General features: G+C 41.3%; 18 protein-coding genes, 1 pseudogene and 2 other annotated features (1 of these 21 only partly in view). All 19 genes and pseudogenes read right to left on the bottom strand.

Annotated elements, in window-relative coordinates; all coding sequences use genetic code 11:
• Nucleotides 1-76, bottom strand: a binding site (T-box leader); it reaches 145 nt to the left of the window's first position.
• A gap of 43 nt (nt 77-119) precedes the next feature.
• Nucleotides 120-1,406, bottom strand: coding sequence for a glutamate-1-semialdehyde 2,1-aminomutase (gene hemL, locus PRIP_RS10350; protein ID WP_036101118.1), 1,287 nt, complete (start codon nt 1,404-1,406; stop codon nt 120-122).
• Between the two features lie 2 nt (nt 1,407-1,408).
• Nucleotides 1,409-2,392: a porphobilinogen synthase gene (gene hemB / locus PRIP_RS10345; protein ID WP_036101117.1), complete on the bottom strand. Its 984-nt coding sequence runs from the start codon at nt 2,390-2,392 to the stop codon at nt 1,409-1,411.
• 68 nt (nt 2,393-2,460) lie between these two features.
• Nucleotides 2,461-3,096 (bottom strand): uroporphyrinogen-III synthase, encoded by a 636-nt coding sequence (locus PRIP_RS10340; RefSeq protein WP_036101116.1) that lies wholly within the window; start codon nt 3,094-3,096, stop codon nt 2,461-2,463.
• The gene (hemC, locus tag PRIP_RS10335; RefSeq protein WP_036101115.1) at nt 3,089-4,021 is read right to left on the bottom strand and encodes a hydroxymethylbilane synthase; all 933 of its coding nucleotides are present in this window, start codon (nt 4,019-4,021) and stop codon (nt 3,089-3,091) included. Before hemC ends, PRIP_RS10340 begins: the two co-directional genes overlap by 8 nt.
• A 51-nt stretch (nt 4,022-4,072) precedes the next feature.
• Nucleotides 4,073-5,335 carry a glutamyl-tRNA reductase gene (hemA, locus tag PRIP_RS10330; protein WP_036101147.1) on the bottom strand — a complete coding sequence of 421 codons (1,263 nt, stop codon included), beginning with the start codon at nt 5,333-5,335 and terminating at the stop codon, nt 4,073-4,075.
• Between the two features lie 89 nt (nt 5,336-5,424).
• On the bottom strand, nt 5,425-6,009 hold the full coding sequence (gene yihA, locus PRIP_RS10325) for a ribosome biogenesis GTP-binding protein YihA/YsxC (protein WP_036087825.1): 585 nt from the start codon (nt 6,007-6,009) through the stop codon (nt 5,425-5,427).
• A gap of 102 nt (nt 6,010-6,111) precedes the next feature.
• Nucleotides 6,112-8,034 carry a threonine--tRNA ligase gene (gene thrS, locus PRIP_RS10320; protein WP_036101114.1) on the bottom strand — a complete coding sequence of 641 codons (1,923 nt, stop codon included), beginning with the start codon at nt 8,032-8,034 and terminating at the stop codon, nt 6,112-6,114.
• An 81-nt stretch (nt 8,035-8,115) separates the two neighbouring features.
• Nucleotides 8,116-8,339 (bottom strand) — a binding site (T-box leader).
• A 60-nt stretch (nt 8,340-8,399) separates the two neighbouring features.
• Complete coding sequence (gene dnaI, locus PRIP_RS10315) at nt 8,400-9,323, bottom strand: primosomal protein DnaI (protein ID WP_036101113.1); 924 nt, start codon at nt 9,321-9,323, stop codon at nt 8,400-8,402.
• 5 nt (nt 9,324-9,328) lie between these two features.
• Nucleotides 9,329-10,723 carry a replication initiation and membrane attachment family protein gene (locus PRIP_RS10310; protein ID WP_036101112.1) on the bottom strand — a complete coding sequence of 465 codons (1,395 nt, stop codon included), beginning with the start codon at nt 10,721-10,723 and terminating at the stop codon, nt 9,329-9,331.
• A gap of 14 nt (nt 10,724-10,737) precedes the next feature.
• Nucleotides 10,738-11,202: a transcriptional regulator NrdR gene (nrdR, locus tag PRIP_RS10305; RefSeq protein WP_036101111.1), complete on the bottom strand. Its 465-nt coding sequence runs from the start codon at nt 11,200-11,202 to the stop codon at nt 10,738-10,740.
• 50 nt (nt 11,203-11,252) lie between these two features.
• Nucleotides 11,253-11,855, bottom strand: a complete 603-nt coding sequence (gene coaE / locus PRIP_RS10300; RefSeq protein WP_036101110.1) for a dephospho-CoA kinase — start codon at nt 11,853-11,855, stop codon at nt 11,253-11,255.
• Between the two features lie 12 nt (nt 11,856-11,867).
• Complete coding sequence (gene mutM, locus PRIP_RS10295; RefSeq protein WP_036101109.1) at nt 11,868-12,689, bottom strand: DNA-formamidopyrimidine glycosylase; 822 nt, start codon at nt 12,687-12,689, stop codon at nt 11,868-11,870.
• A gap of 21 nt (nt 12,690-12,710) precedes the next feature.
• Nucleotides 12,711-15,339, bottom strand: a pseudogene (polA, locus tag PRIP_RS16330) (DNA polymerase I).
• A gap of 134 nt (nt 15,340-15,473) precedes the next feature.
• Nucleotides 15,474-16,742 (bottom strand): NADP-dependent isocitrate dehydrogenase, encoded by a 1,269-nt coding sequence (icd, locus tag PRIP_RS10280; RefSeq protein WP_036101106.1) that lies wholly within the window; start codon nt 16,740-16,742, stop codon nt 15,474-15,476.
• Nucleotides 16,743-16,762: 20 nt separating this feature from the next.
• A complete protein-coding gene (gene citZ, locus PRIP_RS10275) occupies nt 16,763-17,884 on the bottom strand; it encodes a citrate synthase (protein WP_036101105.1) in 1,122 nt (373 codons plus the stop codon).
• A 47-nt stretch (nt 17,885-17,931) separates the two neighbouring features.
• Nucleotides 17,932-18,393, bottom strand: a complete 462-nt coding sequence (locus PRIP_RS10270) for a DUF441 domain-containing protein (protein WP_036101104.1) — start codon at nt 18,391-18,393, stop codon at nt 17,932-17,934.
• A 162-nt stretch (nt 18,394-18,555) separates the two neighbouring features.
• Nucleotides 18,556-18,936, bottom strand: a complete 381-nt coding sequence (locus PRIP_RS10265) for an FxsA family protein (protein WP_036101103.1) — start codon at nt 18,934-18,936, stop codon at nt 18,556-18,558.
• Between the two features lie 259 nt (nt 18,937-19,195).
• A complete protein-coding gene (gene pyk, locus PRIP_RS10260; protein ID WP_036101102.1) occupies nt 19,196-20,938 on the bottom strand; it encodes a pyruvate kinase in 1,743 nt (580 codons plus the stop codon).
• Between the two features lie 255 nt (nt 20,939-21,193).
• Nucleotides 21,194-22,153, bottom strand: a complete 960-nt coding sequence (pfkA, locus tag PRIP_RS10255) for a 6-phosphofructokinase (RefSeq protein ID WP_036101101.1) — start codon at nt 22,151-22,153, stop codon at nt 21,194-21,196.
• Nucleotides 22,154-22,541 lie beyond the last annotated feature (388 nt).

Raw genomic sequence — 22,541 nt, 5'->3', positions numbered from 1 at the left:
TTCTTAGAGACTTGCACCGACCGCCTCTTCTCTGAAAAGAAAAAAATATCCTACTCTTCCTCATCTTCGTATTTACAAATATTAGAATGGGTTTATTGTATCAAATAAAGAAGTAATCGTCAACGTAGTGCTTTCATGGAGGCTTCTATTGCCTCAAGTGTTTTCGCTATTTCGATCTCTGTATGGGCTGTTGAAATGAATAATCCTTCAAATTGCGAAGGTGGTAAGAAAATACCATTTTGTAGCATCTCACGGTAGTAGTTAGCGAAATAGGCTAAATCTGATGTTTTAGCTGTATCATAATTGATTACTTTTTGATTTGTGAAGAAAAAGCCAAACATAGACCCTGCACGATTAATGGCTAACGGAACTTCATATTGTTGTGAGAGAACGGTTAGACCTTCTTCCATTTGATCGATGCGAGCTCTGAAAGCGTCATAATGATGTGGTGTTAATTGGCTTAATGTTGCAAAACCAGCGTTCATCGCAACTGGATTGCCAGATAGTGTACCCGCTTGATATATATTTCCGGCTGGTGCAATGTGTTCCATTATTTCTTTTTTACCACCATAGGCACCAACTGGCAAGCCGCCTCCTATTACTTTTCCTAGGCAAGTTATATCTGGAGTAACTACGTAAAGACCTTGTGCGCTATAGAAATCAACACGAAATCCAGTCATTACTTCGTCAAAAATTAGCAGACTACCATATTTTGTTGTCACTTCGCGAAGCCCTTCTAAAAAGCCTTCAATCGGCGGAACAACACCCATGTTCCCGGCAACTGGTTCTACAATAATAGCTGCGATTTCTTCACCATATTTTTCAAATACAAGTTGAACGGTTTCTAAATCGTTATATGGAACGGCAATAGTATCTGCTGCAAGACCTGGCGTAACGCCTGGAGAGTCTGGCAAACCAAGTGTAGCAACGCCTGAACCTGCTTTTATCAAAAGTGAATCACCATGCCCATGGTAACTTCCTTCAAATTTCAAAATTTTATTTCGCTTTGTATAGCCACGTGCCAGCCTAATCGCGCTCATTGTTGCCTCGGTTCCAGATGAAACCATACGAACGATATCTACTGATGGCACGCGTTCAACAACTAATTTCGCTAATTCCGTTTCAATTTCCGTTGGCGTCCCAAAACTTGTTCCAAGTGCTACCGCATCAGTTACTGCTTTTATGACCTTCTCATTTGCGTGTCCTAAGATTAATGGTCCCCATGATAGCACATAGTCAATATATTCATTTCCGTCAATATCTGTTAAGTACGCACCTTTTCCTTGCTTCATAAAAACAGGATCGGCATCTACTGATTTAAAGGCTCGTACAGGGCTATTTACACCACCCGGTAGTACTCTATTTGCTTCTTTAAAGGCTTTTACTGAGTTGGAAAACTGTCTCATATTTATGCATCCTCCCTTAAATAAGTCGCCACATCTTTGGCGAAATAAGTAATAATCAAGCTAACACCTGCGCGTTTCATACTTGTTAACATTTCTAAGACTATCCGTTTTTCATCAATCCAGCCATTAGCGCTTGCTGCTTTCACCATGGCATACTCACCGCTTACATTATATGCAACGACGGGGAGATTCGTTTGATTGCGTACGTCCCGAATAATATCCATATAAGAAAGTGAGGGTTTGACAATTAAGAAATCGGCGCCTTCCTTTTCATCACTGTTTGCTTCACGAAGTGCTTCTAAACGGTTTGCTGGATCCATTTGGTATGTTTTCCGATCACCGAATTGTGGAGCACTGTTGGCTGCTTCGCGAAATGGACCGTAAAAAGCAGAGGCATATTTTACCGCATAGGACATTATTGGAACATCATAGAATCCAGCCTCGTCTAAACCTTCTCGAATTACCCTTACAAAACCATCCATCATATTGGAAGGGGCAATAATATCTGCACCCGCCTCTGCTTGGCTAACCGCAGTTTTTTTGAGGAGTTCTAGTGACTCATCGTTCAACACAGAACCTCCTTTGATAACGCCGCAATGCCCGTGATCCGTAAATTCACAAAGGCATGTATCTGCAATAACGAGCATTTCTGGGGCCATTTTTTTAATAACACGCGTTGCTTTTTGTACAATCCCGTGCTGATGGTAAGCTCCTGAACCTACGTCATCTTTATCATCTGGGAGTCCGAAAAGAATCACAGCCTTTATTCCTAAGTTGAGTAGTTCTTTGACTTCACTTTCAAGTTCATACAGTGGATATTGGTAAACGCCTGGCATAGATGTTACTTCGGATTTTGGCGTGTTCTCTTCTTTCACGAAAATTGGGTAAATCAAATCTTCTTTATGTAGCACCGTTTCGCGCACAAGATCACGCATTGAAGCGCTAGTTCTTAATCGGCGGTGTCTGTCAAAATGCTTGTTTAACATCTTAATTCCTCCTTATTAATTGCTGGCATAGTGATTGCATCGTATAAACCTCTGCTTCATAAGATACATCATAGCCAGAATCTTGTATCGCTTGAGTCGTCACAGGTCCAATCGATGCAATCGCTATATCTGAAACATTTCTTGTGAAGCATGTTAAAAAAATTGTACCAAGCGGAAGGACTTGCAAAAATAGCAATGTCAATTGGGTTATCTTCTGTTGAGCGCGATAGCATTGGCTTGGCTTCATTCGGTATTTTGGTCTCATAACTAATTATTTCTGTCACTTCATGCCCTTTATTAGTTAGTTGATACGCGATTTCATTTCGGGACTTATCACTTTTAGGTAATAAGATCTTCTTATTTTGCAATTTTAAGTCAAGCCATTCTTCAACGAAAACGTCTGTTGTATATGCGCTGGGTTGAAAATGTACTGTAAAATTTCTTTTTTGCAAGGCTTCCGTTGTTTTTGCGCCTATCGTGGCTATCTTGATGCCAAGGTTTAATCCATTTGTATGCAAGAAATAATCTACTGTATTAGTGCTTGTAAATATAATCCAATCGTAATCGTCTATTCGGCAACTCATTTCTGTAGATACCGTTTCAATCATTGGAACTTCCGATACTTGGAATCCTGCTTCTCGCAAAATATTCGCCCATGGCTGATTTTTAGCTTTTTCACGTGTCAATAAGACATGCTTAGCCATTATTGCGAAGTCCTTGGATAATCTCTTTAGCACCTAAATCGATTAGTTTTTGAGCTACTTTGAGGCCGAGTTCGTTCGGATTTTGGCCTGATTCCTTGATTTGATAGCAAATCTGTCCGTCTATGGAACTTACGATACCTTTTAGTGTTATTTCGTTGTTTTTGATAGTCGCATAACCTGCAATTGGGATTTCGCAACCTCCGTCTAGCGCTTTTAACAGTGTTCGCTCAGCTATGACAGCATTACTTGTTTCATCATCTTGTAATGTTTGTAGCATTTCTTGCACAAAAGTGTCCCCATCACGGCATTCGATTGCTAAGGCTCCTTGACCAACTGCGGGCAGACAAGTGTGTTCATCTAAAAAGACATACGGGTGTTGTAATTTATCCAGCCAATCCATTCGTTTCAATCCTGCTACAGCTAAAACAATGGCGTCAAAATCTTCCTCATGAAGTTTTCGTAAGCGCGTATCGATATTTCCGCGAATTGGCTTCATTTTCAAATCGGGTCGAATGTGAAGTAACTGGGCCGCGCGTCTTAGGCTACTTGTTCCTACAATTGCACCTTGTGATAAGTTTTTCAAATCAGTGGCCGTTTTAAAAATAAGACAGTCAAGTGGATTCTCGCGTTTTGGAATTGCGCCAATCACTAAGCCTTTTGCTAATTCGGATGGGACATCTTTCATGCTATGTACAGCAAAATCAATTCGTTTATCAAGTAAAGCGTCTTCTACTTCTGATACAAATAAACCCTTCCCACCTACTTTGCTTAATGTGACATCTAGAATTCGATCGCCTTTTGTTACGATTTCTTCAATCTCAAAAGTCACTTCTGGAAATTGTGCTTGAAGGTTAGAAATTACCCATTTTGTTTGTGTCAATGCAAGTTGGCTACGTCTTGAACCAACAACTATTTTTCGAGTCATGCTTTTTCACCAACTTTTTCTGTCGATATTTGAGGTGTTATTTCTTCCTCATTATTTTTTTAAATGAAATATTTTTTGGAACAGTTCAATTTGGTATGCGGCATCTTCGTTTGTGGCCATTTCCTTTAGTTCGGAGATAGGCTGTTTCAATAACTGATTAATGATGCTCTTCATGTGTTTGCCAATGATGACTTGTTCGCGGTCCGATAGATTTGGTAGTTTATTTGTCAAACTCACCATGGTTTCAGCTTGGATTTCTAGCGCATTTTGGCGTAATCCTTTAATGATTGGCACCACGCCTAGTTGTTTTTCCCATTCAAAAAATTGCGCGCAAGCCAAATCCAGTTGCTGCTCAATTTCTGCAACTAGTGCTTGACGTTGCTCCGTATTTTCTTGGATAACATCACCAAGATCGTCAATATCAAACAATGTTACATTGGGAACGTCTGCACATGATGCTTCAATATTACGTGGTAGAGCGATATCAACAAGGGTTAGCGATTTCTCACGCGTCGCCATGATATTCGTAATAGCTTCTTTCGAAATAATCGGTGCTGTAGCTGAGGTTGATGTGATAATAATCTCTGCTTCTTGGATTTCTGCAGCTAGTTCTTTATTGGAACGCCACTGAATGCCAAGCTGTTGTGCTGCTTCTTTGGCACGCTGATTTGTACGGTTTACAAGCGTGATATCTGTTATTTTAGCGCCAGTCATATTTTGAATAGCCAGAGTGCCCATTTTTCCAGCACCGATGACAACTGTTTTCTTATCGGAAATGTCGGCATGTATTTTCTTGATTACTTCCACTGCTGCGTAGCTAATGGAAACCGCATTTTCATTAATTTTGGTTGTATGATGCATGTTTTTTGCGAAATGGATAGCGTCACGGAGAAGCTGATTTAGAATTGTTCCTGTTGTGCCAATGGCTTGCGCACTTAAAAAAGCATCTTTTACTTGGCCTAGAATCTGTGTCTCCCCAATAATAAGAGAATCTAGCCCACTCGTTACGCGATAAATGTGTTTTACGGCCACTTCTTCTTCAAAAAATAGCAAATAAGGCTCCAATAATTGCATGTCCATTTGGAACCAATTAGCTAAAAATCGTTTGATATAGTAACGTCCGGTATGAAGCTGGTCTACAACCGCAAATATTTCCGTTCGATTACAGGTTGAGATAATAACGTTTTCTAAAATGCTTTTTTCTTGATGCAAGGAAACTAATGCCATTTCCTCTTCTTCGGTGTGGAAAGCAAGCCGTTCTCTAATTTCAATTGGTGCGCTCGTATGGTTTAACCCTACAGAGAGAATGTACATTAAGATGCCTCCTTGTTTATTGAATGCAACGTTCATTTTATCACTTTTTTAGAGTGGTTCCAACTTGTTCGCTTGTGAATTCTGGCTGGTTACTGCATTGCTTTTTCGATAAGTTCCCATGCTTCTTCTTTGCCCATCTTTGTTTCGGATGAGAACATGACAAATCCGTCTTCTGGATCAAAATCGAGTGTTTCTTTGACAACTTTCATGTTTTTGTGCCATTTGCTTCGTGGGATTTTGTCGGCTTTCGTTGCAATAACGATAACTGGAATTTGGTAGTATTTCAAGAATTCATACATGGTGCAGTCGTCTTCTGTTGGTTTATGACGCAAATCAACAATTTGAATGACTGCCTTTAGTTGGGTACGGCTTGTCATGTATGTCTCAATCATTTCGCCCCACTTCTCGCGTTCTTTCTTCGAGACTTTTGCAAAACCGTAACCGGGAACGTCTACAAAATAAAAGGAATCCTCGATTTTGTAAAAGTTCAATGTTTGCGTTTTGCCGGGCTTTTGTGAGATACGTGCCATACTCTTGCGGCGAATCATTGTGTTGATAAATGATGACTTCCCAACGTTCGAACGGCCAGCGAGTGCAAATTCTGGTAAATCACCTTCTGGATACTGTTCTTTCCAAACAGCGCTAATCACAAGTTCTACATTATTTATATTCATTATTGTCCACCTTTATTTAAAATAATTCTTTTTTAAGTATAACGGAATTAGCCAAATTAAGCAAAAAGGCTCTCCGTGAATGGGAGAACCTTTCTTCTTTACTTATAATTGGGAGACTTCTACTTGTACGCGAGCGATGAATTCGTCTAATGGTAATGTTTCTGAGTCTTTTTCGCCGTATTTACGTACGTTTACTGTGTTGTTTTCTACCTCTTGATCGCCAATTACGAGTGCATATGGGATTTTCTTCGTTTGCGCTTCACGAATTTTATATCCTAATTTTTCATTGCGTTCGTCGATTTCTGTGCGGAAACCAGCGTATACTAGCTTATCTTGCAGGGCTTTACTGTGCTCTAAATGAGCGTCAATGCTAACTGGGATGATTTCCATTTGTACTGGGGCAAGCCATGTTGGGAATGCACCTTTGTATTCTTCAATCAAGTAAGCAACGAAGCGTTCCATTGTAGATACGACACCGCGGTGGATAACGACTGGACGATGTTTCTCGCCATCTTCGCCGATATAAGTTAGGTCGAAACGTTCTGGTAATAGGAAGTCAAGTTGGACAGTAGACAATGTTTCGTCTTTGCCGATTGCTGTTTTTACCATAACGTCTAGTTTTGGTCCGTAGAAGGCTGCTTCACCGTCAGCTTCGTAGTATTCTAAGCCCATGTCGTCCATGGCATCTTTTAGCATACCTTGTGCTTTTTCCCACATCGCATCATCATCGAAATATTTCTCTGTGTTTTCTGGATCACGGTAACTCAGACGGAAGCTATAGTCGGTAATATCGAAATCTTTGTATACTGCTAAGATTAGCTCTACTACACGTTTGAACTCGTCTTGGATTTGGTCTGGACGAACGAATACATGTGCATCGTTTAGCGTCATGCCACGAACGCGCTGCAGGCCAGATAGTGCGCCACTCATTTCATAACGGTGCATCATGCCAAGTTCCGCGATACGGATTGGTAATTCACGATAGCTGTGAATGTCATTTTTATAAATCATCATGTGGTGCGGGCAATTCATTGGACGCAAGACTAGTTCTTCGTTATCCATTTTCATAGTTGGGAACATGTCTTCGTGATAGTGATCCCAGTGACCGCTTGTTTTGTAAAGTTCTACGTTCGCCATAATTGGTGTGTAGACGTGGCTATAGCCTAAGCGTTCTTCTTTATCCACGATGTAGCGCTCGATAACGCGGCGGATTGTTGCGCCTTTTGGTAGCCACAGTGGCAAGCCTTGCCCTACTTCTTGACTGTTTGTAAATAGTTCTAGTTCTTTACCTAATTTACGGTGATCGCGTTCTTTCGCTTCTTGCTGCAAACGTAAAAATTCTTTCAAGCCTTGTTTGTCAAAAAATGCAGTGCCGTAAATGCGTTGTAACATCTTGTTATTACTATCACCACGCCAATAAGCTCCGGCAACGCTTAGCAATTGGAAGACTTGAATTTTGCCTGTCGAGGGTACGTGAATACCACGACATAAATCAAAAAACTCGCCTTGTGTGTAGATGGTTACTGTTTCATCGGCTGGAATTGCTTCGATTAGTTCTAGTTTGTAGTTGTCACCGATAGCTTTGAATCGTTTGATAGCTTCTTCGCGCGATACTTCTTCCCGAGTGATTGGTAAGTTTTCGCGGATAATTTTTTGCATTTCTTTTTCGATGGCTGGGAATGTTTCTTCACTGATGGCTACTTCTGTATCCACGTCATAGTAGAAACCTGAATCGATGGCTGGTCCAACGCCAAAAGTGATGTCCGGATATAGGCGTTTTAGCGCTTGGGCTAGTAAATGCGCCGAACTATGTCGCAAAATCTGTAATGCGTCTTCATGGTCGGGAGTCACAATTTCGATTTTTGCGTCTTCTTGAATTGGTGTCACTAGGTCTACCAGCGTTCCGTTTACTTTACCTGCTAACGCTTTTTTCTTGAGACCGGGACTGATGGATGCTGCAATATCTGCTGTTGAGACGCCGACCTCAAATTCTTTTACTGCACCATCGGGAAATGTAATTTTCATTTTTTTCGACTCCTTCTTCAATTTTTTGACGAAACGCGGACTTTACGGCTCCGGAACAAAAAAAGACCCATCCCAAGCTTATGCAAGGACGAGTCTTTCAACACGTGGTTCCACCCAAGATTTAAGAACGATAAAAAAGTTCTACTCTTGTCACATATAACGGTGTGTTCCGTTCCATACTACTCAAATTTCGAATGGAAAGTTCAAAGGGGGTCACTTTATTGGCTAATTGGGAGGTTCGCAGCAATGCCTCCTTCTCTGTGAATCAGACTCGAATAAAATGTTGTCCTTATCAATACTTGTTTCATCATTACTAGTATTATAAAACGGATTTTGTGAAATGGCAAGCTTTTCTACTAAAAAAATTAATAGCGTCGATTTCTGCCGTCCAATTCTACTTCTGTTGCCAGATAGCGAATTCGCTCCATGATTCGACGTGCTTTCATTCGTTCTTCATTTCCGTTATTGGAGAACATCAAGTGGCTTTCTAGTTGTTCCATACTGTAATTAGAAGAAAAGAATGTCGGGAGTTCTTCTTGCATTCTAAATTGCAAAATCGCGCCAAGTACCTCATCGCGGGTCCATGTTGTCATCGATTCTGCACCGATATCGTCTAACATCAAAATATCTGTTTCTTTAGCAAATTGGATTTTCTCGCCGACACTGTTATCTGCAATCGACTGCTTGATTTCACGCATGAATTCTGGTAAGTAAACCAATGTGGAAGAGATCCCTTTTAACGCTAAATCTTTTGCAATGGCACCAAGTAAGAATGATTTCCCCGTACCGAAACTACCGTGAATATATAGCCCTTTTTGCATGCCTGTTGTGCCTTGTTGGTATGTGCTTAGGAATTCGCCGGCTGATAAAAAGGCGGCGCTACGCGATTCGTTATCGATTGTGAAATCGTCCAATGTTGCTTCCATAATTTGTTTTGGCATATATAGCGAACGGATTCGTTTTTCGACGGCACGCTGGCGGTCTGCTTGGATTTTTTCTTCTGTTGGATAATATGTGACGGTGATGTATTCCCCATCCAGGCTAAGCCTTGGCGCATAGCCAGGCATTAAGGTGTCTTGTTTGTCTCGATATTTTTGATGTTCTGTCATGAATTCATATAGTTTGGATAGGTTTTGGTTGATGATTTGTTCATTTAAATCGGACTGATTTTCTTGTAAAAATGCTTTGACTGGCTCATAGGCGAAAACTTGTTGTTTTAGCGCCTCATATTGTTTTTCAAAGTCGCGGCCTTGGAATAATTGTCCTAATGTTCGTTCGATTTTATCCATACGTATCACCTACCTTCTTTTAGTCGTCTCTTCATTTCGGCTACTTGTTTGTCGAGCGTTGATTTCTCGCGCGTTGTCATCGCTTGCTGTGCGGGAGCCACTTCTTCTTTATCAAACCAGTCTGGTAATACTTCTTTTCTGCCTGTTTTATTAAATTTGCGATTGTTTGCAGGGGTTGCTTTTGTGCCTTCTTCTTGGAGTTTCTTGTATTTTTCATGTTCTGCCCAAGCAAGTTCCATGGCCTCTTTTGCGGTTTGAATTTTCTTGCGTTTCCAATGAGCAGCAATAGTCATCATGAAATTTTTGGCGATTTTGCCATCTAGGCGGAGTAAGACATATTCGATGAGGACATTCATGACTGGGATTGGTAAGTTTTGCTGTGTCATAACTTCATCGACCGTTTTTAAATCGGTTTCAGCGGGAACAGCACCATCGCTTATATCGACTAATAATTGATAGGGAGTAATGGTGTCGAGATATGCCTGAAGCGCTTCGATATCAGCGGTGTCTTCAGGTCTTGATACGCGTGGTTGCTCTTTGTTTGCCATGGGTTTCTTGGTTCTTACTTTAAGTTCTGGCAAGCGTTGATGCTGTAACTGATAGCCATCGCGAACGATTTTTCGTAAGTAATCCAAGTCTAGTGAACCATCAGATTGAACGGAGCGATATAAATAATGCACCATATCAAGCTCAGTTATCGCATAAATCGCATGCAATTTCAAAATACAAGCGCGTACTTCCTCGTTTATTGCTTGTCGGGATAACATCGTCGGCGATAAACTTTGCAACATGACCGAGAAATCAAAGCTTTTATCATCCAAAGAAATGCCTTGCGATGTGGCACGCCCAACAGGTTCACCAATTTCTGGAGCGCTTACTGGTAATTCACTACCGTTAAATGTCTCAAAAACATCTTGAAATGATCGCGTCACTTCATCAAAGCCAATTTCTTCGCGCGGTGCATCAGAGAAAAAACGGCGTAAGCGTTGATATTGCGCGTTCCCAATTTTGCTATATAAATAAATGTTTAGCAGGCCGTCGGAGAAAAATTGTTCTGGTGAAAGTGGTGCCGCGATTTCATATATGTAGTGGCGGGACTCACCGTTTGTGCGAACAAAGCTTCGCAGCAAGCCTAGCCCCTCCAGCTTCAAACGTGCTTGAAACAAGTTAGACAGACTAATTCCGAGCAGATTTAGCAACTGTGTATGACTATGACTCTCCGACCAAAGGCGATTTTCTTCGACTTCTGTTGTCAGCGTGTCATATAGCGCCAAGCATTCTGCGCCCATCAACGGCTGGTACAAAAATGTCAAGATATTGCGGTCGTTCGGAGACAGCATACCGCTTGCTTTGACTTGATAACTATCTACTGGCTGTAATTCCATCCAAAATTCTGCCACGTTTTCTCACCTTTCTAGTCGTTTTTCGTACGATCCATTAATTCTTTGAGTTCTTCTACAAAAACACTAATATCCCTAAACTGGCGGTACACGGAGGCAAAACGAACATAAGCAACTTCGTCTAATGTTGCTAATTTATCCATTAATTTCTCACCAATTAAATGCGAGGACACTTCACTTTCTCCAATGCTGCGCAGTTCACGTTCCACTTCATTAACAACGCCTTCCAATTGTTCGACAGAAACTGGTCGTTTTTCACAAGCTCGAATAAGCCCTCGCAATATTTTATCTCTGGCAAATTCTTCGCGCGCGCCATCTTTTTTCACGACGATTAATGGACTTTCTTCTACCTTTTCAAAAGTTGTAAAGCGAAAGCCACATGTTTCGCATTCTCTGCGTCGTCGAATGGAATTGCCATCATCTGCTGGTCGCGAATCGACAACACGTGAGCCGTTGCCTTTACAAGATGGGCATCTCATTTTCATCCACTCCTTGTTCGTCTTTTTCTTAGTATACCACGACTACCTCACTAGCTTCTACTTTCAAAAGTTTGCATGAGTGCTTCTACTTGTTGCTCTGTTTCTGCTAAACTGCCTGCGTTATCAATAACGACATCAGCGCGTCTTACTTTCTCATGTAGGGGCATTTGGCTTGCCATACGTGCTTGGGCATCGGTTTTTGTTAGTTTGTTACGTTCCATTAAGCGGGATATCTGGGTGTTTTCGTCTACAGACACAACAACAATTTGCTGAACCATATCTTCTAAATGACTTTCAAATAGTAGTGGGATGTCTAAAATAATTGTTTTGGCGCCATTCGCCATATGCTGTTCTTGCTCGGCAAGCATCCACTGTTTCACTAACGGGTGTACAATGGCATTTAATTTCTCTCGCTTCTCGGCATCATGGAAAATAATATTGCCTAATTTGGATCGATCTAACTCCCCGTCTGCTTGAAAAACTCCCGAGCCAAATGCTTCTTTGATTTGTTGTGCGCCAAGACTATCTTTTTTGACAACTTCACGGGCAGCTATGTCAGCATCCACGACTGGGTAGCCTGCTCTTTGTAGCATTTTACTAACCGTACTCTTGCCGCTTGCAATACCGCCTGTGAGACCTATAATTGTTGTCATATGGATTTCCACCTACTTTTGACATTTCGGGCAAAAATGCGTGCCCCTGCCGTTTAGTTTTATTTTTACAATCTGTGTGCCGCATCGTGGGCATGGATTTCCTTTTTCGCCGTATACTTGGAGTTTCTCTTGGTAACCGCCAATTTTTCCTTGTGAGTTAACGTATGTTCGGATAGTGGAGCCGCCAAGTGCGACGGCTTCGGTCATAATGGCTTTTGTGCTATCGTAAAGTCTTGTGATTTCGGCTGGTTTTAACGTGTTCGCCGGTCGTTCTGGCAAGACTTTCGCTTGAAAGCATATTTCATCCGCATAAATGTTGCCGATGCCTGCTACTAAGCTTTGATCCAATAATACCGTTTTGACGGCGCGTCCGGATTTTTGAAGTTTTGTGCCGAATGATTTCTTTTCAAAATTCGCAGAAAGTGGTTCGGGTCCTAATTTTTGAATCGATTTCGTTGTGTCTTCTTGGTGTTTTGGAACAAGCTCCATCGTACCGAATTTGCGGACGTCGAGGTAGCGCAGTTCGGTGTCATCTGTGAAATGGAAAATGACGTGGGTATGCTTGTCTACAGGGTCGCTTGCGTTGTTTAGACGGTACTTTCCTTCCATTCGTAGATGCGATAATAGCGTGCCGTCTGTCGTATCGATGAGTAAGAATTTACCGCGACGGCGTACGGCTTCAATTTGTTGGTCTATCATGTTATCTATGAAAGCTTCGGCTGGCATTCCTACAATCATTTTGGGAACACCGACAGAAACGCAATCGATTTTTTTACCAACGACGAGTTCTGCTAACGTTGCGCGAACGTTTTCTACTTCTGGTAATTCAGGCATGTTTTTAACTCCTTGCTTCTGTTATTTAGCGTCGTACCACGTATCGCCAAATGCACTATCGACTTTTAGTGGAACCGCGAGTTTAACGGCGTTTTCCATGACATCTGGTACGATTTCTTCGAGTTTTGCAATTTCATCTTCTGGTGCTTCAAAAATTAATTCATCGTGTACTTGCAATAAAAGGCGTGCTTCAAGCTTCTCTTCAATAAGGCGGTCGCTCATTAGAATCATCGCTTTCTTAATGATATCGGCGGCGCTACCTTGGATTGGCGTGTTCATTGCTGTCCGTTCTGCAAAACCACGCACATTAAAGTTGCGGCTTGTAATTTCAGGGATGTAACGACGGCGATGCAAAATTGTTTCCACATAGCCTTTCTCCTTGGCAGAGCGAACAATTTCTTCCATGTATTCTTTCACAGCAGGATAACTGACGAAATATCGATCGATAAAATCGCGCGCGTCTTTGCGGGTGATACCCAGATTCTGCGATAAGCCGTAATCACTGATGCCATACACGATTCCAAAGTTCACAGCTTTAGCTTGGCGGCGCATGAGAGAATCGACTTCTTCTTGCTCCACATGAAAAACATCCATTGCCGTTTTTGTATGAATATCATAATCATGCTGGAAGGCGTATTGCAAGTTCTCGTCACCGGAAATATGGGCTAAAACGCGAAGCTCAACTTGCGAATAATCCGCGGAAAAGATTTTCCAACCGGCTTCGGATGGAACGAATACTTGACGGATTTTGCGACCTTCTTCTAGGCGAATTGGTATGTTTTGCAAGTTCGGGTCTACAGAGCTTAAACGACCTGTTTGCGCTAAGGTTTGGTTAAATCGTGTGTAGACTTTTTGCGTGTCTTGATGTGTTACTTTTAGCAAGCCTTCGATGTAGGTAGATTGTAGTTTGCCCAACTGGCGGTACATTAAGATGCTCTCGATAATTGGATGCGCGCCTGAAAGCTTTTCTAAGACGTCGGCGGATGTGGAATAGCCTGTCTTCGTTTTCTTTTCTGCTGGTAATCCTAGGTTTTCAAAAAGGATAACGCCTAACTGTTTCGGCGAGTTGATGTTGAATTCGGAGCCGGCATATTCGTGAATGGTTTTCTCAAGTTCACTCAAGCGGCCTGCCAGTTCTACTTTCATATCTTCTAAACGTGCAATATCGACTTTTACGCCGTACATTTCCATTTTCGCAAGGACTTTGGATAACGGTAATTCTAGGTCTTCAAAAAGTGCTAATTGCTCGTTATTTTCTAATTCAGTTTCGCATTTTCTTTTCGAGTTCTGCGACTGCGGTTACTTTTCTGGCAAGATGTTCTGCGACGATTTCTTCGGCTGGGATAGCTCGTTTAGCGCCTTTTCCGTAAATGGATTCGTCTGTGTTCACCGCGTCATAATCATGACTAATGGCCACACTTGCGAAGTCATCGATGGTATCTGACGGGTTTAGTAAGTAGGAGGCAAGCATGATGTCGAATGTTATTCCTGCAACGGCAATATCGAATTTCGATAGGCCGACAATTGTTTTTTTGGCGTCATAGACGGTTTTTTCTTTTGATTCGTCTTCTAGCCATGTCTGGAAGGCCGGTGATTGTTTTACAGCTTCTTCGTTGGCAAAGTAGACGCCTTTTTTGGACTGAATCGCGATGCCGATGAATGGCGCCGTATGGTAATTATCGTTGTCTAATTCTACGTAGAGTGCCATTGTATCCTCAAAATGTGCGTCTGTAATCTCTTGCACGATTTCGAATGGAATATTTTCCAGTGTTTTGTCAGTTTCAGCAACATCGCCTTGCAAATTCTTTAACAGTGTCGCAAAACCGAGTTCTTTCAGTAGTGGAATGACTTTTTCGGTATCGTAGCCGTTATATTTTGTGTCAGTAATCTTGATTTCTAGTGGTGAATCGGTGTTGATTGTTGCTAATTCTTTACTCATGATGGCTGATTCTTTGTTGTCTTGTACTTTTTCTTGGAGTTTCTTGCCTGATATTTGGTCCGCATTCGCTAAGACTTCTTCCACTGTGCCAAATTGATGTAATAGTTTCAATGCTGTTTTCTCACCAACGCCTGGAATGCCGGGAATATTATCCGATGAATCGCCCATCAAGCCTTTCATATCAATGATTTGCTCGGGAGTTAAGTCATATTTTTCTTTGAGACTCGCCGGTGTGTTTTCTTCCATGTCAGTAATACCTTTTTTAGTAATAAAAACGGTGGTTTTGGGACTCGCGAGTTGTGTTAAATCCCGGTCTCCGGTAATAACAACGACTTCTAAATCCGCTTTTTCAGCTTCTTTTGTTAGCGTGCCAATAATATCATCGGCTTCGTAATTCACAAGTTCATAACGTGGAATGGAATACGCATCTAAAAGTTCACGAATGAATGGGAATTGTTCGGATAGCTCGCTCGGTGTTTTTTGGCGACCGCCTTTATATTCTTTATATTGACTGTGTCTAAAAGTCGTTTTTCCCGCATCAAAAGCGACTAATACATGATCTGGTTGTTCTCTTTCTAAGACGTTCATTAACATCATCGCAAAACCATATACCGCATTCGTGTACACACCTTTATCATTACTTAAAAGTGGCAAAGCATAAAAGGCACGATTCGCGATACTGTTTCCATCGATTAATACTAATTTATTCATAGGGATTCCTCCTCCAAATTTTGCGCTCATTATGTCTATTTTACCATAGTTACTTGGAATTCGCCCGTACTTCGAAAGGCCTTTGCACAAATAAAAACCGTGTCTCGTAGGAACGAAAACACGGTTTTTGCTTTTTAGAAATTACGAATTAGCGCATCGGCAAATTCAGAACATTTTACTTCTGTTGCACCGTCCATCAAACGAGCAAAGTCGTATGTGACCGTTTTGTCGGCGATTGTTTTTTCCATGGATTTGATAATAAGCTCTGCAGCCTCGCCCCAGCCAATATGTTCTAGCAATAATGTACCAGAAAGAATGACGGAGGATGGGTTTACTTTGTCTAGGTTCGCATATTTTGGTGCTGTACCATGTGTTGCTTCAAAAATGGCATGACCTGTTTGGTAGTTGATGTTCGCGCCTGGCGCAATACCGATACCGCCGACTTGAGCAGCTAGTGCATCAGAAATATAATCGCCGTTCAAGTTCATCGTCGCGACAACATCAAATTCTGCAGGACGTGTCAAAATTTGTTGTAAGAAAATGTCTGCGATAGAATCTTTGATAAGGATTTTCCCAGCAGCTACGGCCGCATCTTGTTTCGCGTTCGCCGCATCTGCGCCTTCTGCTTCCACAATACGGTCATATTCCGCCCAAGTGAATACTTGATCGCCAAATTCGCGTTCTGCAAGCTCGTAGCCCCATGTTTTAAATGCGCCTTCTGTGAATTTCATAATGTTGCCTTTATGCACAAGCGTCACGGATTTACGATTTTCTTTAATCGCATACGCAATTGCCGCGCGGACCAAGCGTTCTGTTCCTTCTTTAGAAACAGGTTTCACACCGATTCCTGATGTTTCTGGAAAACGGATTTTATTTACGCCAAATTCTGTTTTTAGGAAGTCGATTAATTTCTTCGCTTCTTCGCTACCTTCTTTGAACTCGATTCCTGCGTAAATATCTTCTGTGTTCTCACGGAAAATCACCATATCCGTATCTTCTGGGCGCTTCACAGGAGAAGGCACACCCGTGAAATAGCGAACTGGACGCAAGCAAACGTATAAATCTAATTCTTGGCGTAACGCCACGTTAAGTGAACGAATGCCACCGCCGATTGGTGTTGTCAGTGGTCCTTTGATTGCAATGAGAAATTCATCAATCGTATCTAAAGTCGCTTGTGGCAACCATTCGCCGGTTTCATTAAATGCCTTTTCACCAGCCAAAACTTCTTTCCAAGCAATTGCTTTTTCACCGTTGTATGCTTTTTTCACAGCTTCGTCCAATACGCGCTTGGATGCACGCCAAATATCTGGACCTGTGCCGTCTCCTTCAATAAATGGAATCACTGGATTGTTTGGTGTTTGTAATACGCCGTCTACAACTTGAATTTTTTCACCTTGTGTCAAATCAATTTCCTCCTTCTATTTTAGTCCCGTTCCGTAACAGGGATATATTCGCGTGATTCTGGACCAACGTAAATGGCACGTGGACGAATCAATCGATTATCACGATATTGTTCAAAAATGTGCGCCAACCAGCCAGATACACGACTCATCGCAAAAACAAGCGTGAATAAGTCATGGTCAATGCCTAACGCATGGTATACAGATGCGGAATAAAAATCAACATTTGGTTTCAAATGCTTGAACTCCCAAACTGCTTCTTCTACTTCTGCAGAAATTTCATAGTATTCTGGTTCGCCACTTCTTGCAGTTAATTTCTGGGACATTTCTTTTAAATGACTAGCACGTGGGTCGCCACCTTGATAAACGCGGTGTCCGAAGCCCATGATTTTTTCTTTACGGTCGATTTTGTTTTGAATGTATTCGCGAGCATTGCCTTTTTCTTTGATTTCTTCTAGCATGTCAATGACGCGTTCGTTCGCACCGCCGTGTAATGGGCCTTTAAGAGCGCCAATTGCAGCTGTTACGCCAGAATATACATCGGATAAAGTCGCAACACATACGCGAGCTGTGAAGGTGGAAGCGTTAAATTCATGATCGGCATGTAAGACAAGCGCTTTATTCATTGCTTCTTCTGCCAAGTAGCCAGCTTCCTCTCCTGTTAACATGTACAAGAAATTGGAAGCCATACTTAAGTCATCACGTGGTGGAATTGGATCTAAGCCACGACGAATTCGTGAAAATGCAGCAACGATTGTTGGCATTTTGGCTTGCAAGCGAATTCCTTTACGGTAAACCGCTTCTCCGTCATCCATTTCTGCTTCTGTGTCAAAAACACCAAGCATTGATACCGTTGTTCGCAAAACGCTCATTGGATGCAACTTTTGATGGTGTTGCAGACGCAAACTTGTAATAATTGATTCAGAAACTGCCATATTTTCGCGGATTTCTCCTGTGAATTTTGCCAGTTCTTCTGCATCTGGTAAACGCAAATGCCATAGTAAATAAATAACCTCTTCGAATGTCGCGTTACTTGCCATTAAATCATCAATGCCGTAGCCAACATATGTTAACATATCATCTAAAATCGAGCTAATGGACGTTTCCGCCACATATACATTTTCTAATCCTTTTGAAACTGTCATCTTGTTTCCCCCTAACAATATGAATTTAGCATCATTTGCTATGTAAATTATTTGAATAGAGCGACACCTTGCATAAGTACATACGCAATTCCCGCTGCAATGACTGGCCCAGCCGCCACACCACGAAATAGCACAACCGCTAAAATAGTACCAAACACAAGCGATACTGTTACTTGTGGATCAACAGCCATGTAACCAACGCCCTTCTTCGCTAAAATGGAAACCGCGATTCCCGCGCCTAAACCAATCCACCCCGCCGCTGACTTGAAAGAGTCTAGTAAGTCTTTAAAACCAATTTGTCCCGTCGCAATCGGTATTAAAATCGCAACAGTAATAACCGTCACGCCCCAGTTAATGCCTCTTGATTGGATTGTTTCCATTATTTTTCCGTCCACATGGAAAAGCTTTAGCAAGATAACGACTGCCACAGCTATAATCAAAGAATTATTCTTGGCTAGCAACCCGAGTAAAAGAAATAGTAATAAAAATAGCATACTCTCTGTAAACAAAAAGACACAACCTTTCTGCCTGAATGACCGTTATTTTTTGAGTCAGTTGTTGTCTTCAATCTATTTTGGCCACAGTAGCCCTATTATAGCACACCTGTACCCCTGTGTGTAAAGCGATACTTATTGTAAATCTAAAAATAGATAAGAAAACCCAATGACTCTTTATTTCATATCAAAATACGTAAAATTCCCCTGATTGATTCGTTGTTGTACCCACCTGCTGAGACGCGGTTTAATCCAAGTACGTATGAATGGGAGAAATAATAGTAACCCTGCGATAGTGGTAATGATGCCTGGAATGATGAGCAGTATTCCTGCTAAGAAGAAGCAAAACATGTCTAGTAGGTGCGGCGTTATGTTTCTACCTTCACTTACGTTCTGCCCGATACCGCGCCATAGTCGTTTTACGATAAAAATGCCGAAAAGACTGGAGGCAATTTGAATAAAGATTAGTGGCCAAAATCCAAGCCAGAGGAATAATAAGATATAGGTGAGTAGTTCGATGAGACCATATGCGGCCCAGTAATATGTGATTTTTTGCATTTGGAGTGTCGCCACCTTTCTTATGTGATAAAAAACCAGATCATGCTTTCCCTCCGATTAGTTTGGTGGGAATAGTGATCTGGTGTTTTGCTTAGAGTCTTACGAAGCTTTGTTTGCTGAGTTTGATCCTAAATATTAGTTTTATTGCAGGAATTTTGGCTCTGTTTATGTTGTTTCACAATCTAGCTACACACGCTAGCCCTTGTAAAATTCACACCCATCAAAGAGGACTCTCCGACGGGCGTGTTTCGCTTTTCAATTAATGTGTTGCTGTTTTACCATTGTAGACATTGCCTTGGCGAGCATCTACTGTGATTGTTTCGCCGTCTTTTACTAAGTCTGTGGCGTTTGTTGCGCCCACGATTACTGGAATACCAAGCGTGATACCCACTACTGCAGCATGGCTTGTTAGTCCACCTTCTTCAACGACTACTGCAGCGCTTTTTTCGAAAGCTGGCAACATTTCTTTGTCTGTTGTTTTAACGACTAGGATACTACCTTCCTCTGCTTTTTCTAGCGCTTCTTTATTGGATTTTGCAACGACTGCTTTTCCGATAACAGAGCTTGAACCAATACCGTGACCTGATACTGCTTTGTCACCGATTAATTGGATTTTCATTAAGTTTGTTGTACCGGATTCCGTAACTGGTACACCGGCTGTGATGATGATTAGGTCGCCTTGTTTCGCTAAGCCTGATGCTAGTGATTCTTTAACTGCAAGGTCGAACATTTCATCTGTGTTTGAGATTGGCTCTGCTAGACGTGGGTATACGCCCCATGCAAGAGATAGTCCGCGACATACTTGTTCGTCAAATGTCACTGCTAAAATGTGTGATTTTGGACGGTATTTCGAAATCATGCGTGCTGTATGACCACTTTGCGTTGTTGCAACAATTGTGTGTACATTAAGATTACGCGCTGTGTGGCCTACTGCTTGACCGATTGCTTCTGTCATATCAGAATTAGAATGTGCTTTAAGTGCAAATTTATCTTGTGCTACCAATGCTTCTTCTGTACGAAGTGCGATTTTAGACATCATTTGCACAGACTCTACAGGATAATCCCCAGCCGCTGTTTCACCAGAAAGCATGATAGCATCTGTACCATCAAAAATGGCATTGGCTACATCACTTGCTTCGGCACGTGTTGGACGTGGGTTGCGTTGCATAGAATCAAGCATTTGCGTAGCTGTTACAACAGGTTTCGCAAGCTTGTTACATTTCTTAATCAACTCTTTTTGAACGATAGGTACTTCTTCTGCTGGAATTTCAACACCAAGATCTCCACGAGCAACCATTAATCCATGAGAAACTTGTAAAATTTCATCGATGTTATCCACACCTTCTTGGTTTTCGATTTTAGGAATGATTTGAACGTGGGTTGCATTGTTTTCTTCTAAGATTTTAGTGATTTCAAGGACATCTGTTGCACGACGAACGAAAGATGCCGCGATGAAGTCAATGCCTTGCTCTAAACCAAAACGGATATCATTGGCATCTTTTTCTGTGATACCTGGTAAATTGATAGATACATTAGGTACATTAACACCTTTTTTGTTTTTAAGTACGCCTGGGTTTTGAACAAGCGTTACTAGTTCACGATTTGCAGCGTCTTTTTCTGTTACTTCAAGACCGATCAGACCGTCATCTAAAAGAATAACAGACCCGATTTCAACATCGTCAAATAGTTCTGTATATGTTACTGAGAACTTCTCTTTCGTTCCTAAAACTTCTTGCATTGCTACGCGAACAATGTCACCTTTAGCAAATTCTAATTTCCCGTTTTCCATATCATTTGTACGAATTTCAGGACCTTTTGTATCCAGTAGAATCGCTACTTGTTTTCCTGTAATTTTAACTGCTTCACGAATATTTTTGATACGCGCGCCATGTTCTTCGTAATCGCCATGTGAAAAGTTAAGACGGCAAACGTTCATACCTGATTCGATTAATTGTACTAATGTCTCCACCGTTTCACTTGCTGGTCCGATTGTACAAATAATTTTTGTTTTTTTTCATTTTTTATACTCCTCCTAAGAATACCTATTCATTCGTTATTTATTATAAACTCATCGGCTCCATTTTACCAGTAACTACACTAGTAAACAAGGGTCTTGTGAATTCATATGCATGTTGACTAAAGTTTTGATGTCTTTTTGGGCAATTGTGTATGTAGCATTGGTTCACTTGATTTTCATTTTAATCCGTATTAAGAGGCTTCTAACATGATTGCATTAGAAACCTCTGTCATAGTCGTATTAAATCGAAAGAATCGTTGCTAAATCAAACATTTCTTTATCGATAACGTGTTTTTCTTTCAGAACTTCTGTAATGTCGTTCTCAACGATTTTGTTATTCTTGATGCCTACAGCAAGTCCGCCGCGGTTCTCCATTAATAAATCAACGGCACGCGCGCCTAAACGACTTGCTAATACGCGGTCAAATGCTGTTGGGCTACCACCACGTTGCACGTGTCCTAAAACGGTTACGCGTGCATGATAATCGCCAAACTCCGCTAATTGTGTTGCAAATTCATTTCCTGAAATAACGCCTTCTGCAACAACGATAATACTATGTTTCTTACCTCGTGCAAGACCTTTGTTCAAGCGATCCACAACATCTTCCATTTTGAAGTTATGTTCTGGAACGATGATAGCTTCAGCACCACCTGCTAGACCAGACCAAAGCGCGATATCACCAGCATCACGACCCATTACTTCAATAATGAAAGTGCGTTCATGACTTGTCGCTGTATCACGAATTTTATCTAGTGCATCTAAAACAGTGTTTAATGCTGTATCAAAACCAATTGTAAAATCAGTACCAGAAATATCGTTATCGATTGTTCCTGGAATACCAACTGTTGGGAAGCCACGTTTTGTAAGGGCTTCAGCACCGTGATAAGAGCCATCTCCACCGATAACAACAAGACCTTCAATACCGAATTTCTTCAGTTGTTCGATACCTTTAAGTTGTCCTTCTTCTGTCGCGAACTCAGGGTAACGCGCGGAATATAAGAACGTTCCTCCACGATGAAGTAAATCACCAACAGAACCTAGGTCTAATTTATGAATATCGCCATTGACAAGACCTAAGAAGCCATAATCAATACCATATACTTCTAAACCTTCATAAATACCTTTACGAACAACGGCACGAGCCGCAGCGTTCATTCCTGGTGCGTCTCCACCACTTGTTAAAACTGCAATACGTTTCATCAAAATCCCACCTCAAACAATGAATATTATTTTTCATCACATGGTTACATTCTACATCACTTTTCCCAAAAATGAAAGCACGAATCTAGTCCTTTCTTCATGTTTTGTGAAACTTTTCATTAATTATACACTTGAATGGTGTAGACCAATTCTCACTTAGCCGGACACCGTATTGATTTATTACCCTATGAGGATGTATACCAAACATAGTAGGAAGAGGTATCTATCCTTATTTCTTATCTTGTTTAGTATAGGCTTCGCTCTCTTTTTTATTTTTGCTTCTTCGGATAGCAATATTTTAGCAAGATATATTTCAGCAACTTTATGCATTGTTTTTGGTATTTTTTATGTATCAATTGCTTTATCCTATGTTCAAAAATATCACATT

Source organism: Paenilisteria riparia FSL S10-1204 (assembly GCF_000525995.1).
In the GTDB taxonomy this organism is placed as follows: Bacteria; Bacillota; Bacilli; order Lactobacillales; family Listeriaceae; genus Listeria_A; species Listeria_A riparia.
Note: the sequence above shows the minus strand (reverse complement) of the source record. Positions and strands in the feature narration are given on the sequence as shown.